The 17,027-nt window shown below is 45.9% G+C and carries 16 protein-coding genes; 4 read left to right on the top strand and 12 right to left on the bottom strand.

From position 1 onward, the window contains the following. Positions 1-2: 2 nt before the first annotated feature. From xdhC to AB4307_RS03340, 7 genes are all read right to left on the bottom strand, one after another. A complete protein-coding gene (xdhC, locus tag AB4307_RS03370) occupies positions 3-884 on the bottom strand; it encodes a xanthine dehydrogenase accessory protein XdhC (RefSeq protein ID WP_136974171.1) in 882 nt (293 codons plus the stop codon). Between the two features lie 92 nt (positions 885-976). After that, on the bottom strand, positions 977-3,382 hold the full coding sequence (gene xdhB, locus AB4307_RS03365; protein WP_372131114.1) for a xanthine dehydrogenase molybdopterin binding subunit: 2,406 nt from the start codon (positions 3,380-3,382) through the stop codon (positions 977-979). Continuing rightward, entirely contained in the window at positions 3,375-4,820 is a 1,446-nt protein-coding gene (gene xdhA / locus AB4307_RS03360; protein ID WP_372131112.1) for a xanthine dehydrogenase small subunit, read from the bottom strand. The genes xdhB and xdhA overlap by 8 nt, the downstream gene beginning before the upstream one ends. Positions 4,821-5,273: 453 nt before the next feature. Next, on the bottom strand, positions 5,274-6,008 hold the full coding sequence (locus tag AB4307_RS03355; RefSeq protein WP_017071662.1) for a GntR family transcriptional regulator: 735 nt from the start codon (positions 6,006-6,008) through the stop codon (positions 5,274-5,276). A gap of 193 nt (positions 6,009-6,201) precedes the next feature. Next, a complete protein-coding gene (locus AB4307_RS03350; protein ID WP_372131110.1) occupies positions 6,202-6,888 on the bottom strand; it encodes a DNA-3-methyladenine glycosylase I in 687 nt (228 codons plus the stop codon). A 63-nt stretch (positions 6,889-6,951) separates the two neighbouring features. Continuing rightward, positions 6,952-7,578: an HD domain-containing protein gene (locus AB4307_RS03345; protein WP_372131108.1), complete on the bottom strand. Its 627-nt coding sequence runs from the start codon at positions 7,576-7,578 to the stop codon at positions 6,952-6,954. A gap of 196 nt (positions 7,579-7,774) precedes the next feature. Continuing rightward, positions 7,775-8,434, bottom strand: a complete 660-nt coding sequence (locus AB4307_RS03340; RefSeq protein ID WP_017069081.1) for an HAD family hydrolase — start codon at positions 8,432-8,434, stop codon at positions 7,775-7,777. A 411-nt stretch (positions 8,435-8,845) separates the two neighbouring features. Here AB4307_RS03340 and AB4307_RS03335 point away from each other — a divergent pair, with 411 nt between their 5' ends. Next, positions 8,846-10,174 carry an anaerobic C4-dicarboxylate transporter gene (locus tag AB4307_RS03335; RefSeq protein ID WP_010432780.1) on the top strand — a complete coding sequence of 443 codons (1,329 nt, stop codon included), beginning with the start codon at positions 8,846-8,848 and terminating at the stop codon, positions 10,172-10,174. 115 nt (positions 10,175-10,289) lie between these two features. Here the strand turns inward: AB4307_RS03335 and AB4307_RS03330 are convergent, their stop codons facing one another. From AB4307_RS03330 to AB4307_RS03310, 5 genes are all read right to left on the bottom strand, one after another. Further along, positions 10,290-10,613, bottom strand: coding sequence for a DUF4144 domain-containing protein (locus tag AB4307_RS03330; protein ID WP_372131106.1), 324 nt, complete (start codon positions 10,611-10,613; stop codon positions 10,290-10,292). A 31-nt stretch (positions 10,614-10,644) separates the two neighbouring features. Continuing rightward, positions 10,645-10,911 (bottom strand): Txe/YoeB family addiction module toxin, encoded by a 267-nt coding sequence (locus tag AB4307_RS03325; RefSeq protein ID WP_017061615.1) that lies wholly within the window; start codon positions 10,909-10,911, stop codon positions 10,645-10,647. Beyond that, positions 10,901-11,158 carry a type II toxin-antitoxin system Phd/YefM family antitoxin gene (locus tag AB4307_RS03320; RefSeq protein ID WP_017061616.1) on the bottom strand — a complete coding sequence of 86 codons (258 nt, stop codon included), beginning with the start codon at positions 11,156-11,158 and terminating at the stop codon, positions 10,901-10,903. Before AB4307_RS03320 ends, AB4307_RS03325 begins: the two co-directional genes overlap by 11 nt. Before the next feature lie 186 nt (positions 11,159-11,344). Next, on the bottom strand, positions 11,345-12,136 hold the full coding sequence (locus AB4307_RS03315; protein ID WP_017061617.1) for a CLCA_X family protein: 792 nt from the start codon (positions 12,134-12,136) through the stop codon (positions 11,345-11,347). A 120-nt stretch (positions 12,137-12,256) separates the two neighbouring features. Next, complete coding sequence (locus tag AB4307_RS03310; protein WP_017061618.1) at positions 12,257-12,946, bottom strand: flavin reductase family protein; 690 nt, start codon at positions 12,944-12,946, stop codon at positions 12,257-12,259. 233 nt (positions 12,947-13,179) lie between these two features. Here AB4307_RS03310 and AB4307_RS03305 point away from each other — a divergent pair, with 233 nt between their 5' ends. The 3 genes from AB4307_RS03305 (at position 13,180) to AB4307_RS03295 (ending at position 16,902) form a co-directional block, all read left to right on the top strand. Then, complete coding sequence (locus tag AB4307_RS03305; RefSeq protein WP_372115439.1) at positions 13,180-14,511, top strand: ferredoxin reductase family protein; 1,332 nt, start codon at positions 13,180-13,182, stop codon at positions 14,509-14,511. 139 nt (positions 14,512-14,650) lie between these two features. Beyond that, a complete protein-coding gene (locus tag AB4307_RS03300) occupies positions 14,651-15,058 on the top strand; it encodes a hypothetical protein (protein WP_017054885.1) in 408 nt (135 codons plus the stop codon). A gap of 470 nt (positions 15,059-15,528) precedes the next feature. Further along, positions 15,529-16,902, top strand: a complete 1,374-nt coding sequence (locus tag AB4307_RS03295; protein ID WP_102320859.1) for a carbohydrate porin — start codon at positions 15,529-15,531, stop codon at positions 16,900-16,902. Positions 16,903-17,027 lie beyond the last annotated feature (125 nt).

The raw sequence follows: 17,027 nt of genomic DNA, 5'->3' as shown, positions 1-17,027 counted from the left end.
TGTTAGGCGATCTTCTCTTCCAATGGTGGTTCGCCTACGTCGCTTGGTTGACTGTGTTGATCGGTCAAACCCTGATTTCGATATTGTTTGGTTGGGCGCTTTTGTTCAAGCGCTTGGCCTTGATAGTGTGCGATCAGTTCACCCGCAACCGATACCGCAATTTCGGCAGGATGTTTGCCATTCACGGCGCTAATGCCAATCGGGCAAAGCATGGTTTCGATTTGTTCTTGGCTGTAGCCGCGCTGCTCTAAGCGGAAGTCGAATTTCTTACGCTTGGTAAGCGAGCCGATCATGCCAAAGTAACGGCTATCTTCACGGTCAATAATCGCTTTGGTCAGGTCGAAATCGAGCTGGTGGTTGTGCGTCATCACAAGGTAATAGCTGTTCGGTGGCATGTGTTTCACTTCGCCAACCGGATCATCTGAGACAAGCTTCTTCACACCATGTGGCAGCGTTTCAGGAAATACTTCTTCACGTTCATCAATCCAGGTCACACGGAAAGGCAGAGTCGCGACAATGTGCAGTAGCGCTTTGGCAACGTGGCCTGCGCCAAACAACACAAGGTGATTCTGCTGAGTGCCAATCGGTTCAAAGCTTAGTGTTGCCATTCCGCCACAACACTGGCCCAAACGAGCGCCTAGGTTAAAACGTTCCACTTTGAGCGACTTTTCACTGGCAATCAGCATCTCTCGAGCCATTTTAGTGGCCACATGTTCAAGGTGACCACCACCAATCGTAGCGATGATTCGGTCACGAGTGACAAGCATCTTGGTACCCGCATCACGCGGCACTGAGCCTCTGTCTTCAAGCACTGTCACCATCACACATGGCTCGTAGTTCTCTTCAAGTTTTGCCAGTTCGTGAATCCAATTATCCTTAAACATACGTCCTCCTAAATCCCTTCTATGCTTCCTAAGCTATTTATAGGTGCTCTAAGCTATTTATTGCGCCCTAAGCGGTCTATATAAACCGAGCCTTAAGCCGTTTCTGATTGAGCATCGACCGAGGTCGGAGCGGTTTCAGTGACTTCCTGAATCGCCATCAGAATACGTTCTGGCGTTGCAGGTGTGTTGAGCTTAGGAATCGCGCCATCGACGGCGACATAGCTGATTGCGTCTTTCAGTGCGCTCCATACCGACATACCCAACATGAAAGGCGGTTCACCCACAGCTTTCGAGTTGAAGACGGTGTCTTCTGGGTTGTTACGGTTTTCTAAAAGATGCGTTCTAAAATCAATTGGCATATCAGCAATCGCAGGGATCTTGTAACTTGCAGGGCCATTGGTCATCAAGCGGCCTTGCTGGTTCCAAACCAACTCTTCCGTTGTTAACCAACCGACACCTTGCACAAAGCCACCTTCGACTTGGCCTATATCAATTGCTGGGTTCAGTGAAGCGCCCACGTCATGCAAAATATCGACGCGCAGGATCTTGTTTTCACCGGTTAACGTATCGACGATAACCTCTGAGCAAGAGGCACCATACGCGTAGTAGTAGAACGGGCGACCGCGTGCTTTCTCGTGATCGTAATAGATCTTCGGAGTGCGGTAGAAACCAGTGCTCGATAGCGATATTTGGTTAAACCAAGCCAGTTCAACAAACGAGTTGAAGGTCATGATCTCGTCGCGGATCTGCACCATGCCGTTCTTAAATATCACCTCTTCAGGCCACACTTTGAAGTGCGAAGAAGCGAAGTCAATCAGGCGCTGCTTAATGGTCATTGCGGCGTTTTGCGCGGCCTTACCGTTGAGGTCGGTGCCCGATGAGGCTGCGGTTGGTGATGTGTTCGGAACTTTGTCTGTGTTTGTAGCGGTGATCTGGATACGTTCGACATCGACTTGGAACTCCTGTGCAACGATTTGTGCCACTTTGATGTTCAAGCCTTGCCCCATTTCCGTACCACCGTGATTCAAATGAATACTGCCATCGGTGTAGATATGGATGAGCGCACCTGCTTGGTTCAAGAAAGTCGCAGTAAACGAGATGCCGAATTTCACTGGTGTGATCGCAAGGCCTTTCTTCAAGATAGGGCTCTGCCTGTTGAACTCAGCGATTTCTTTACGACGTGCGTGATAGTCACTGCTGCGTTCAAGCTGTTCGGTTATCTCAGGTAAAAAGTTGTCTTCAACGGTTTGGTAGTAATGGGTCACATTACGGCCTTCTTCGCCGTAGTAGTTCGCTTTACGTACTTCCAAAGGATCTTTTTTCAGGTAACGCGCAATCTCGTCCATGATGTGTTCAATCGTCATCATGCCTTGCGGGCCACCAAAGCCACGGTAAGCGGTGTTCGATGCGGTATTGGTTTTGCATCGATGACCGACCACAGTTGCATCGCCTAGATAATAAGCGTTGTCTGAGTGGAACATCGCGCGGTCGACAATAGAACTTGATAAGTCTGGTGAGTAACCACAGTTACCTGCAACGGTAATGTCGGCACCTTGAATCACACCGTTGTCGTCAAAACCGACTGTATATTGATTGTAGAACGGGTGGCGTTTACCGGTTTGCTGCATGTCTTCATTACGCAGCAGACGCATTTTGGTCGGTCGGCCTGTAAGGTGGGCAATCACCGCAGCCATACAGGCTGGAGAGGCTGCTTGAGTCTCTTTACCACCGAAACCACCACCCATACGACGCATATCAATCACGACTTTGTGCATCGGCACGCCAATCACTTCCGCAACCAGCTTTTGAACTTCGGTCGGGTTCTGTGTAGAGGTGTAGACGATCATGCCGCCGTCTTCGGTTGGCATTACACTACTGATTTGCGTTTCTAGGTAGAAGTGTTCTTGGCCACCGATCTCTAGGTCACCAGAGATCACGTGTTTCGCTTTTTTCAGTGCTGCTTTTGAGTCACCACGCTGTTGAGTGTGGCTTTCTGTTACGAAGTGCTCTTTTGCCAGCGCTTCTTTCACATCAAGAATGGCTGGTAGCTCTTCGTATTCAATAACGGCTGCGTGCGCGGCTTTGCGTGCGGTTTCTAGATCGTTAGCTGCCACAGCAATCACAGGTTGGCCGTAGTATTCTACTTTGCCATCGGCAAGCAGTGGGTCGCCCGGTAGGATTGCACCAATGTCCAATTCACCTGGTACGTCTTTGGCTTGAATGGCAATCGCCACGCCTTCAAATTCGTAACACGGTGATAAATCTATATTGGTAATGTTCGCGTGTGCTTGAGTGCTCAGGCGTGCGTAGACGTGCAGCTGATTTGGGAACTCTAGGCGGTCGTCAATGTATACCGCTTCGCCCGTGACTTGCTTGGTTGCACTGTCGTGTTTTACGCTTTTACCTACGCCAGTTTTTAGGTCTTGTTTTGCAATGGTAACCATCTCTTCGTGGGTCATCGCATTGCTCTTGTGAACAGAGGAATTTGATTTAGACATAAGACGTTACCCTTGTTTCGATTTGGTTGTTTTTGTTCTGCTGTTCAATGAAGTAACGACGCAACATATTGGCTGCCGACAATGAACGGTATTCTTGGCTGGCACGGAAATCAGATAGCGGCTCAAAGTCGTTATACAGTTCCTGCATCGCTAACTTAATATTAGCGTCTGTCCATGGTTTGCCTAATAACGTATTTTCACAACGCGCCGCGCGCTTAGGTGTTGCAGCCATACCGCCGAAAGCGATACGAGCGTAAGAAACCTTGCCGTCTTCGATTTGAATATCAAACGCACCACACACCGCAGAGATGTCGTCGTCTAAACGTTTAGACAGTTTGTAAGCTCGGAAGCTGTCGTTAGTTGGCTTAGGAATGATGATCTGTTCAATGAACTCACTCTCTTTTTGCGCCGTCACTTTGTAGCTGATGAAGTAATCTTCAATCGGCATGGTGCGTGACTCGTCACCGCAACGAAGTTTGATCTTTGCGTTAAGGGCAATCAGCAGAGGAGGGGTGTCACCGATAGGTGAAGCATTCGCTACATTACCGCCGATGGTGCCTTGGTTACGCACTTGCAGTGAAGCAAAGCGATGCAGCAGTTCACCAAAATCTGGGTAGTGTTTTTTCAATAGTGAGTAAGAATCACTGATAGGCAGGTTGGCACCAATGATTAGATCGGTGTCGGTCTCTTCACATACCTTCATGTCTTCAACAAGGTTCACGCTGATCAGTGTTTCAATCTCACGATGGAATTGCGTCACTTCCAGCGCTAAATCCGTACCGCCAGCAACCAGCTTAGCGTTCGGGTGGGCTTGAAAAAGCTTGGCCAGCTCATCGGTGCTTTTCGGGGAAAAAGCGGTGAGGTGACCAAGGCGTAAGTTGGCCTCGGTGTCTTGAATACCTTCTAGCTTCTTGATGGTGTTGCGTTCAAGTTCAGCAAATTGGTCGATCAAAGGCTGGTCTGTTGAAAGCGACATCGCAGCATCAACAATTGGTCGGTAGCCAGTACAACGACATAGGTTACCCGCCAGTGATTCCATGACGTCTTCTTTGCTCGCATCGGGTTTGTTCTTGCCTAGCGCAAACATCGACATGATGAAGCCCGGTGTGCAGTAACCACATTGGGAACCGTGAAAATCCACCACCGCTTTCTGTACTGGGTGCAAAGAGCGATCTCGGTTTTGTAGATCTTCTACTGTGATCAGTTGCTTTCCATGCAGCGCTGAAACGAACGTAAGGCAAGAGTTCACCGAGCGGTATTGCAGTTGTCCATCAACCACTTCACCCAGAACTACCGTACATGCGCCACAGTCGCCCGACCCACAACCTTCTTTTGTACCCGTCTTATTTATCTTGGTACGAAGGTAGTTGAGCACTGTCATATTTGGCGACAGATTATCTTCGCGTCTTATTTCCTGATTGAGCAAAAAAGTAATCAAGAGACCTCCTTGTAAATCGACATATTTCCATGTGTATTCTTTTTGACTTCTAGGTCAATAATTATCCATCCTGACCCTGCGGTCAACTATTTATTTACAAAAACGCAACAAAGATGGCTTGTCGTGAATTGTATACAATTTAATTTTGGTCATAGTCGTCTGTTTTATAAGGGTTTGGATTGAGATTGAACAGTTTTATGGTGTGAATGAATGGATAGCTATGTATACAAGATAAAGACAAGATTTATGGCACTGTTGGGAGTGATTCTGTAGAGGCTAAGATCGTTGTTGAGGCTAGAATAGACAGTGTTTTAGATGGATGTGAGCCGATCGTCGTCTTTATTTTTAGGTGAGAGGGCATAAAAAAGAGAAGCAAACGCAGGGGCTTACTTCTCTCCTGTATTGTTAATAAAAAGCTGTTAACAGATAGTTATCAATCGTTTGTTGAATCGTCTATGACTTACTCTTAAGCAGATCTGAGAACACGACATGCAGATCACTAGAAGCTGTGCTGCTGTCTAGGTTGAGCTTCGAACGAATATGGCTTAGGTGTTCTTGCATCAACTCTACGGCTTGTTGTTCATTGCCTGACTCTATCGCATCCAGTAAGCCTGAGTGTTCGTCTAGAGAACAGTTCGAGTGGTTGCCCGTTTCGTACTGAGCGATCAGCAGTGAAGTTTGCGATACCAAGCTGCGTTGGAAAGCCAGCAGTGGCGCGTTCTCTGCCATTTCAGCCAATTTGATGTGGAACTCACCAGACAAACGTAGGCCAGAACCGTAATCGCCTTGGTCGAAAGCACAGTTCTCTTTCGCGACTAATTTTCTGCATTCTTCTATTTGAGCTTTGGTTGCGTTTTTCACCGCCAGCTCAGTGATAGCAATTTCCATCACTTCACGTGCTTTAAAGATTTGTTTGGCTTCGTCAACCGTTGGCGCAGCAATCACGGCTCCTCGGTTAGGACGGATCACCACAACTTGTTCTAAAGAAAGACGCAGTAAGGCACGGCGGATAATGGTGCGGCTAACGCTAAAGATTTCTGCTAAGGCTTCTTCGCTTAATTTGGTGGCTGGTGGCAGCCTTTGTTCTAGTATCGCGTCGAAGATATGGCAGTAAACAACATCGTCTTGAGTCTGGCCTGTTACTTTTGTTTTTACACCTTTGGAGACAGAATTTTTGAGAGCTGTCATAGAGATAAGGGCCCTTGTTTAGTCGAGTTGGGTTGGTCGAGAATAATTCATGAGTGTTACTCTATATTGTATACATTTATCTATACAATGCCACCGGATGAAAGTGCGATGCACGCTTATTTGTTAATGACTTATAACATTTAGTTTGCAGTGAACTGCGTGCGTTCTAAAGCTTTAAGTCATTCTTATTGAACTAGACGCGATTATCGCCACAGCTGTAGGCGACGATCTGGCTTATTTCGCTCAGGGTACGACCTGATTGCTGCTGCCACTCGTTGAAAGCCTTACTTGCCGCGACTTGTGCTCGCTTGGTGTTACGACCGCTATCAACCACGTCTGTGCTGCGTAGGTGTGCTTCAACATCTGATGACAAGATGAAGGTATCTTTACCCATTTGGCGCAGAGTGTAGGCACCAGTGTTACCGCCTAATCGCTTGCCGTGTTTCTTCAGATAATCCCAAAGTTCAGTGATACGTTCTGATGGCCAGTCGGCAACCATTTGTGAGAAGGAATCCGCCTCACGCTTAGCATTGTGGATCATGGTGGCATTGGCAGGGATGGTCATCACCTTAGTGAGGTGGCGAATAATGCGCGGGTCTTGCGCTTTTTGTTCCCACATTTCATTCGGCAGCATCAGCATTTTTTCGATATTGAATTCAAAGAACACTTCTTCAAATTGCGGCCATTTCTTCCTCACTACATTCCATGAAATACCACACTGGAATACTTTTTCAGTAAAGGCGGCTAGCCAACGATCGTCGGTGATTTGTGATAGCTCGGCTTGTGAAAGGGGCGCACGAATAATTTTTTCGAGTTCGGCCGCTCCGCCTTTGCGGTGAGCCGCACGTTGATAAATGGTGTCGAATTTTTCTTGGGTCATTGAAGGTTCCAAACTAAAGCGATTCTTTATGATATGGGGACTAATTTCTATATGAAAAGGAGCTTAAGCTTCTGTCGCCAATTGAACAAGAAAACCGCGCATGTAGTCGGTTCGCTTGTTGGCTTCTAATTTGGCGGATTCTGTATTCATGGTTTCAGCGAGCTTGAACAGTTTCACGTAGAAATGGTCGACACTGTAATGCTTGTCATCCAAATCACGCTGCTTGGCGAACGGGTCTTCGTGGTTATAGAGTTCGGCATCGAAGCTTTGACCAACGTATAGGCAACGAGCAATACCAATTGCACCGAGAGAATCTAGGCGATCAGCATCTTGGACGATTTGAGCTTCCAAGGTTTCTGGTGTGATGTTAGCGCTGTAACTATGCGTGACAATCGCATGATGGATCTCATCAAGATAGGACGCGGGATAGTCGATAGATTTGAGGAAAGAGATCGCCTTGTCTGCTGCCATTTGCGAGCTTTTGGCTCTGTCTGGATGGTTCTTAGGAAAGGTGAAACAATCATGAAGGTAAGCGGCGGGTAAAACGACTTCAAGCTTAGCCTGTTCTTGAGCACACAAAGCCTTAGCGGTTTTGACTACGCGCTTAATGTGGCTAATGTCGTGTGCTGCATCTTGTGTCATTTCTCGTTGTGCAAACTCAAGCAGTTGGTCTTCAAACTTTTCCTTCACGCGTCTCTTTCTCCCTATGTAGACGTTAGCAATCTTGTTGATCACCTAGCATTTATTTCACATCGACTTTAACAGTTTCAAGCGCGAGTTTTTATCTTTTATAAAAGGAATACCAACAAAAAAACCGACTCTGTGAGTCGGCTTAATAGAGGGGCTTGTCTACGTTGATAAAAGCATTATCAACGGCAGTCAGAGCTTAAGCTGCAGCTTGTTGAAGCTGTGCTAGCACATCATGCAGAGAAGGGCTGATGGTGTGTCCAAGCGCTTTCACTTCGTCACATGGCTCTACTAAATCAGGGATCTGGAAGCTGATCATGTTGGCTGCCATAGAAGCGCGAATTCCGTTGTTCGAATCTTCGAACGCTAGGCAGGTTTCAGGCGCAACACCTAGGCGTTCAGCCGCCAGCAAGTAAATCTCTGGGTGAGGCTTGCCGTGAGTCACTTCGCAGCCTGTGCTTAATGAAGTGAAGTACGAATCTAGGCCAGCCAGCTCAAGCTTCTTCTTTGCGATATCAAGCTGAGTGGAGGTCGCCACCGCGATTGGAATGTCATTCGATTTTAGCCATTCAAGCAGCTCAATCACGCCATCTTTTACTGGGATTGCTTGGTTTTTAACAATTGCACTGTAGCGCGTGCGCCATTCATTATTCAGCGCTGGGTAATCTAACCCTTCACCGTAACCATTTCGAAAAATCTGTTCGATGGTTTTTGCGTTACAACCAATGATGCCTAGGTAGACATCTTGCAAAAACGGAACACCTTGCGCGTGACATGCTTCTTCAAAAACCTGCATACAAAGTCGCTCGGTGTCGAGCAGCAGCCCATCCATATCAAAAATAGCAGCTTGAAAATTCATATCCGTGGTTCTTAATGTGTTGTCATCGTGAGGGCGGGTATTTTGACATAGTGTCTAGTGATAGGCGAGTCAACGTTCAGTAAGAATATATCCAATCGGCTCGGCAATATGCTTCTGCATGACTTTAAATGTGATTGGTTGTGGTTGAAATAATATCGTTCAGTTATGAGCCTTGTGTTTTATAGGCCATCCAGATCTAACAGAAACAATTATGATTATTCCACATAACAAATCTAGCTTGTGCGTCTGGCTTCTTATTACATTTCATAAACTTACAGGTCTGTTTACGTGACCATAATCTTATAAAAAACAATTACCGGGAGCCTGCAATCATAGTGTGACCAAGCAATAAGTAAATGGCTGAGCTTAGGGAGAAAATAACATTAGTCCACATTTTTAGCAGGGTTACTTATGTTGTATTTTGAGTTTCTATTTTTATTAGTCGTCCTTTATATCGGATCTCGGTATGGCGGTATTGGCTTAGGTGTTGTTTCTGGTATTGGTTTGGTTATCGAGGTGTTTGTCTTCAAGATGCCACCAACGTCTCCACCTGTCACCGTGATGCTGATCATCCTCGCCGTTGTTACTTGTGCTTCGATTCTCGAAGCGGCAGGTGGTTTGAAATACATGCTGCAAGTGGCGGAAAGGGTGCTTAGAAAGAACCCGAAACGCGTCACCTTGATAGCACCGTTCGTGACTTACTCGATGACTTTCCTATTGGGTACTGGCCACGCGGTTTACTCAATCATGCCAATCATTGGCGATGTTGCACTGAAGAACGGTATTCGTCCTGAGCGTCCAATGGCAGCGGCATCTGTCGCGTCTCAACTTGCTATCACTGCATCGCCAATTTCAGCGGCTGTGGTGTACTACCTCGCGCAACTTTCAGATATCCAACACTCTATTACTCTGCTTTCCATTTTGATGGTGACGGTGCCTGCAACCTTGTTTGGTACGTTTTTGCTTTCTTTGTACAGCCTGAAACGCGGCAAAGAGCTGAACGACGATCCTGAATACCAAGCACGCCTAAAAGATCCTGAGTGGAAAAAGCGTATCGAAAGCACCACCGCGACGTCTTTGGATGAAGTGCTTCCAACTTCGGCTCGCAATGCGGTTTTGATTTTCCTACTTTCAATTGTCGTGATTGTTATCGTGGCGATGGTGCCTGAGATCAGAACCATCGTAGACGGCGACAAGCCAATCAAGATGTCGGTGATCATCCAAATGATGATGCTCTGTTTCGGCGGTATCATCTTGCTGGCAACTAAAACTGACCCTCGTGACGTGCCAAACGGTGTGGTATTCAAATCCGGTATGGTGGCAGCGATTGCTATCTTCGGTATCGCTTGGATGTCGGATACTTATTTCCAATACGCAATGCCTCAGTTCAAATCTGGCATCGTGGAAATGGTGACTAACTACCCATGGACGTTCGCACTAGCGCTATTCATCGTATCGGTTGTGGTGAACTCACAAGCAGCAACAGCACGTATGATGCTACCGGTTGGCCTTGGCTTAGGGTTAGACCCAGCACTGCTTATCGGCTTGATGCCAGCGGTTTACGGCTACTTCTTCATCCCGAACTACCCATCAGATATCGCAACAGTAAACTTCGATGTTTCTGGCACCACCAAGATTGGTAAGTGGTACTTCAACCACTCATTCATGTCGGTGGGTTTAATCGGTGTAGTAGGCGCATGTTGTTTAGGCTACGCTCTGGCACAGATTTTTATCGCTTAATGTATTAGCTTTCTTTGAGATAGCTAAGACAACAAACAAAAACAGCGCCTGAATTGGCGCTGTTTTTGTTTAATCTGTCTTGGGGATTCGCTTTGATACGAGTTCTTAAGCAGTATTAGCGAGCCTCAAAAGCCAAAGACTGAATCGCTTCTTCGATAGTTAGGAAGTGGATCTTCATTAGGCACACTTCGGCTTTCTGGAACTCGTGATTTCGAATCAGTTTGGTCACGCTCTCAACCGAATACTGGTCTGCTAGTTTAGCTAGAGACAGTTGATTTGAGCTTGATTGCAGCGAGTAGCTGTCGCCTTCAGAATCGATGAGGTAATCATCTTCGCCCAGGATCATGTCTGAGCATTCTGCCTGAAAATCGTTCTCGGATGCGACGTAAATAAGCTCATCATCACCGTCGAGTTTTACCAAAGATGGCCAACTGATCATTACTGCCCTTTCTATGTGCTGCTTACTGCTTTTAATAGTGGTGACGACAAGCAATTATATAAAAGTTATCGTCATCTGCTTTATACACTAATCGATTCTTGTCATCGATTCGTCTTGACCAAAAGCTAGACAGGTTGCCGACTAGTGGCTCCGGCTTTCCAATCCCTTCAAAGGGCGTTCTTTTGGCGGCTTCAATCAACTTATTTAGTTTCTTGAGCGTTTTCTTGTCTTGGGTTTGCCAGTATAGGTAATCTTCCCAAGCATTATCTGTAAATACAATCTTTCGATCATTCGTCATTATTCAATTCTCGAACGGTTGTATTTCCGGCTTCGAGTTGAGCAATAGATTCAGCCAATCTTTCAGCGTTTTTAGGCGAGCTCATAAGGTACAAGGTTTCTTGCATTGAATTAAAATGATCAAGAGACATGACCACTGCATCTTCTGAATCTCGTCTGGTTATTACCGTAACATCAGAATCGTCTACCACTCTATCGAGCACAGACTTAAGGCTATTTCTGGCCTCAGTAAAAGAAACAATATTCATCACTTATTTACCCTGTTGTTTTTGGATATGTTTAATCTTTCTATATACACAGAATAGTTAATCATTCATGAATTAACTATTCTACATGTTCCGCTTGTTGTACATGTTATATCAGAGCTTACACATGATCAACTTATGGTACATGTCATTCATTGTAAATATGCAGAGAGTTACTGACTCAAAATGCTATTTACTCAAAGATCGGCCTAATGGTGCGAAGTAACCTTGCAGGGCTTGGTATATCTGTTCTCGGTGCGCCATATCAGGATACACGGGGTACATATCAGGCTTGGTTGTGCCATCCACTAGATAAGCGTTCTTGATATCGGAACACGATTCAATCACGGATTCAAAAGCGCGCGCCATCATCTCTGTGGGTAGTGAGAAGTAACGGGCAGACATCGCTTTGTCGGCAATCACACTGCGAGCCACATAATCGTGTTTGTCCAAGTTATTGTCGCTAAGCAGTGTGGCATCAAACAGAGACATCAAACTTTCGTTTAATGGATGAGGTCGCACCGTTCTATCGTGCAACCAACAGTCGCTGGCGAACAGGATCTGCTTGCGAGGGCCAGAGGTATCGCCGATTTCAAACGCTTTCTCAGCGATATAGTGGTCAAATGCATGCCAAAACTCGTGAGCGAGCGCGCCAGCTCCGGCATTCTTCGCGAGGGCTAATTCTCGTTGGTTCGGGGCATAGTGTGCTTGTACGCCTTTTCTGCCGCCACTGCCGAACGCTAAGCCTAATGTGCCGCGAAGGCCAATCGCTTCTGGTGGCAAAGCCAAGATGTAAGCCAAGTCGGCTAGCGAATCGAATATCAGATTTGCGGCCAACTCTTTTTCTTCTTTCGTCACCCAAGCACCCACACGAATGCTGCCCATACCGAAGGTTTGTTTGATGTCCATGAATGACACCTGATCGCCATGTCGGTAGTCTGGGCCTTCGCGCGTTTTGTATTTAAAGTGAGTTAACTTCAAAAGGGTCCTTGGAAACAGACGTAAGAATGAATAGTGTGCTCAGTGAGATGCGCCTGTGTGAGATGCATCTCTTGGAATTAAAGGACGTTAGCACTTTTGATAGCAAATTGCCGAACAAAATTAGTTTAGATTGAGTTCGAAAGCTTCCCATGAAGTTGGGTTACCTTCACGAGTGAGTGGAAAGAGTGGCTGTTGTGGTTTTGCATAGCTTAATCGGTGCAGTCTTTGAGTTACGTGGTAGCTATCAAGCCCTGATACCGTGACCAAATCCAACGCTTCTAAATCAAGGTAGCCATCCGGCATCACGGCGCGTTTGGGTGCGTGAATCGTTATAACTTCACCGATCAACATTTGCGTTTGATTGCTTTCGATTGTTATCTGTTCTTTGAACGCTAACCCTATCTTTAAACTGCTCTCCAAGACGAAGGGAGCGGGGAATGTGTCGTCATAATAGGCCGTTAAGCCGACCGCGTTGAATTCTGAGACTGGTTTAGGGTAGCGAGCCGAGGTTTGATGGGCCTTTTTAACAAAGTCAGCACCAATGCTGTTAACGGTGAAGTACTTAGTTTCTAGGATGTTTTCTAGCGTATGACGTCGGCTTTTATCTGGGCGAACAATAAAACCAAGCAGCGCGGGATCAGACCCTAGGTGAATGACAGAGCTCACTATCGCAAGGTTTTCAAGCCCCTGTTTATCACAAGTACCAATTAGGTTGGCGCTTTTAAATCCAGATAGGGAGTTAACCAAACGAATGCGGTGGCGCGGGTCCATTGTTTGGATATCTTGTTTAGAAAGGGTCATGTCCTTCATATCTTCTCTTCTTCTCATTTATTGTTATCTTCGAGCATGCTCACTAACGGACTTATATGTACGAAGAATCCGCTTTTATCGATCAAAGAGCGCTTATTGGCCGTGGGCAGTTTGTCTCTTTTATCTCTGCTACAGCACAATGAACGAGATCCTTTGCATAGATTTACGTACGTTGACGTCCCTTTACATCACAGGAGCTAAAGTAATGATGTCGTCTTTATGAGTGTTAACAAATGAAAACAGTCCGCAATATCATTTGGGCAATGATTGCCACAATGTCAGCCTTTTGGTTTGCGATGGAACCGCAATTATTCGCTTCAAGCGATGTCTTTGAATGGCGCTCAGCCATGATTCAGTACTCAGGTATTTTGTCTCTGGTGTTAATGTCCATCACAATGATCTTGGCGATGCGTTTGCCTATGGTTGAGAATTGGCTGAAAGGTATGGATAAAGCATATCGAGTCCATAAATGGCTCGGTATCGGTGGTGTTGCACTGGGTGTGACACACTGGTTGTGGTACCAAATACCTAAGTCATTGGTGGTGTCTGGTGTGTTAGATAAGCCTGTTCGACACGATGGTTCAGGGCCGCAAGCTGTTTTGACTGGATGGGAGTTATGGGTCAATGAATTACGCGGTATTGCTCAGAGTATTGGCGAGTGGGGCTTCTACTTGTTGCTCATTTTACTGGTGGCGTCACTATGGGCGGCAGTGAAGTACAAACCGTTTAAATTGTCGCACCGTCTGATGTCGGTTGCGTACCTGTTTATCGCTTTCCACTCAGTAATCCTGCTTAAACGAGCGTATTGGGGAGAACCTATTTATTATCTAACTGTGGCATTTGCTTTGGCTGGGTCTATCGCAGCGATTTACAGTTTGTTGGGCTTGGTTGGGCGTCGTAATCGTCACTCAGCGACGATTATCTCGACTCGCTATTTTCCACAAGCTGAAGTGATGGAGCTTGTGTTAAAACCGGAGGTATCTTGGCAAGGTCACAAAGCTGGGCAGTTTGCGTACTTGCGTTTCGGTAATGAAGACCCGCATCCGTTTACCATTGTTTCTGGCAGTGATGATCCAGAGCTGCGCTTTTTGATCAAAGAGCTGGGTGATTTTACTAATGGCCTATATGAACGAGTGAAAGCGGGCGATGCGGTTACGGTTGAAGGACCCTATGGTCGACTTTATTTTGACCTAAGCAAGCCACAAATTTGGATTGCTGGTGGTGTCGGGATAGCGTCGTTTTTTGCAACACTTGAAGCGCTCAAAACAGAACGAGATCATCCTCGTATTCAACTGTTTTATTGTACTCGCGGTGTTGATAAGCAATTAATCGATGAGTTGTGGCACCTAGCACACGCGGTTGGTGTGAAGTTGACCGTGATAGATACCTTGCACTCACCGCGGCTAAACGCCGGAAGAATTGTCAATCAATGTGGCGACCTCAACGAGTACGAGATGTATTTCTGCGGGCCGGAGTTGTTCTCTACATCACTGAAAAAAGAATTAGACACCTATCAATTTGATATTGAAAAGCACTACCACGAAGAGCTGTTTGTGATGCGTTAAAGCCAACTATTGGAGCTGTGATTGTTAAATTAGTCAATCGGCACAGTGTAAAAAGGCGTAAAGTCACTCAATTTGTTATTGCAGCGGTTTGCTATTGAGCGATACCATATAGGGCTGTTTCTTTGGTAAAGATGTAATTATGTCAGATGAAAAACTCGCACTCGAATGGATGCGCCAACAAGCTCATAAAGTTGACCCATACGTTATCGATCCATCGTTTGATGAATGCGTTGAGTTGCTTGATCCTGCCTTCAAGAAAGGCAAGAGTGTTGCTCAACTCAAGTATCTGTTATCAGAAGCAGATCGCCGAGCGGGCGCGGCAGAACGTAAGCATGCGGCTTTAAAATACGCCAAAGAGAAAAGCCCAAATGCTGGTCAAATCTTGCGACTGCAAAGCAAGCTTCAACAAGTTCAGTTGGCTCTCAAGCTTGCCACTGGCGATAACAATATGACCATATCTCAGTTCTGTGCGGAGTACGATGTCTCTAAGCGTGACGGCAATACGGCATGGAATGAAAAGTTGGTGGAGCAGGGTAAGAGAAAGTAGTCTTTTAAACGCTTTATTCTTCTATAAACTGTCACGTTAGTTAATGTCATACACTTTTCAAAAAACGACCTATTGTTATCAATGAACGCCTTTCTAAAGCCTGAAAAATCGCTTCTCAGGCTTTAATTTTTATAGCCAACCTGTTGCATTTTTTAGCGCCTTTCCTAATTCTCGTACTGGATTTTCTCTCTATTTTTCTGAGATATCTAATGTGCGCGATACACTATTTTTCGCCCATTAATCAATTTCACTTGTGACAAAGTTATCAGAATTATACATTTTCGGTAACGTTCCCGAAGTTATCGATCTATCATCCACTCAGATACAAAAGTGAAGTAATCAACACGACTGATTTCTATTTCTTCTTCGATATAGAGCTTATACATCAAAAGTATAAGCCGAAATGTGCTTACGAATTGTTTTGGGAACGTTTGCAAATAATCCAAAACAATTAACGTGAGAACATCAGAATGAAACGACACATTTTAGCGGTTGCTGTAACAATGGGGCTAATGACTACATCGGTATTAGCAAGTGAAGACGTTGCAGCATTAGAGCAACGTATTAATGAATTAGAACAAAGGGTTGCACAAACAGAGCAGGTCTCTACCGAGGCCAATGAAAAGGCTTCTTCGTTTGAGTTTCACGGCTATGCTCGCTCTGGGTTATTGATCAACGACGACCTAAACGGCGCGACAGGTACTGGTCCTTACATGACAGCGGCGGGTGCGATTGGTGCGCCTATTGGACGACTTGGTGTGGAAGATGATCATTACGTTGAAGCTAACTTGATTCATAAGCGTTTTGCGGATGATGGTTCTAGTGCCTTGTTTCGTATCATGTTAGCCGACAGTACTGAAACAAATAATGAATGGACTGCCAGCGAAAGCCAGTTGAATGTGCGACAAGTGTATTCAGAACTGAACCGTCTGAGCATGTTCTCTGAATCTGAAGCGTTTTCTGAAGCAACGTTTTGGGCGGGTAAACGATTCGATCGCGACAACTTTGATATTCACTTTTTCGATTCGGATATTGTCTTCTTATCAGGTACTGGTGCGGGCGTTTATGACGTTCAGATGAGCGACAACTGGAAAGCGAATTTCTCTATTTATGGCCGAGATTTTGGTGAGATTGATAGCTCGTCAACAGATGTAGAAAACTACATTGCAACTATGAATAACCGTATTGGCCAATGGCAAGTGATGTTGAGCGGTATGACCTCAGCAGACAACGATAGCCGCCTAAATGGCGCAGCTGAAAGCGGTGTACACGCAATGTTTGCGTACCATGGAGACAACTTCTTTGGTCTGAGCGAAGGCTTCTCTAAAACGGGTATGTTAGTGGGTAGTGGCCTAGGTGCAGAGCTAAAAGGCATCGGTTCAAATGGTGATCTACTGGATGACGCGAAAGCCGTTCGCCTGTTTAGCTACGGTGTCACTCGCATTGGCGACAACTGGCGCTTAGCACCTGCATTAATGGCAGAGCATAGCCAAGACCGTTTGAAGAAGAATGACGAGTTCACATGGGCTTCTTTAAACGTTCGATTAGCTCAAGAGTTCACAGAGAACTTTGAGATGGTTTACGAAGGTTCATTGCAATACATGGATTTAGACAACTCGACAGAGCAAGCGAGCGGCGGTTTCTACAAAGCGACAGTTGCACCAACACTCAAGCTTTCAACTAGCACTGGTTTCTTTGACCGACCAGAACTGCGTTTCGCTGTGAGCTATGTGGATTGGAGTGAAGACCTAAATGGTTACTCGATCAGCACTGAAGCAGATGCTGCAACGATGGGAGAGGGCGGCGAGGTTCTGTTTGCACTGCAGATGGAAACTTGGTTCTAATTGCTTGATATATCGTTTAGATAGAGAGTGTTACTCATGATGTGATAGTCGCATCAGCAAATGCCAACCTTATCGTTTCAACTCGAAGGTTGGCATTTTTTATCTTGGGATAACCTGATCTCTGA

The sequence above is a fragment of the Vibrio sp. 10N.261.52.C2 genome (assembly GCF_041471425.1).
GTDB classification, from domain to species: Bacteria; Pseudomonadota; Gammaproteobacteria; order Enterobacterales; family Vibrionaceae; genus Vibrio; species Vibrio crassostreae_C.
This window is presented reverse-complemented; position numbering and strand designations above follow the sequence as displayed.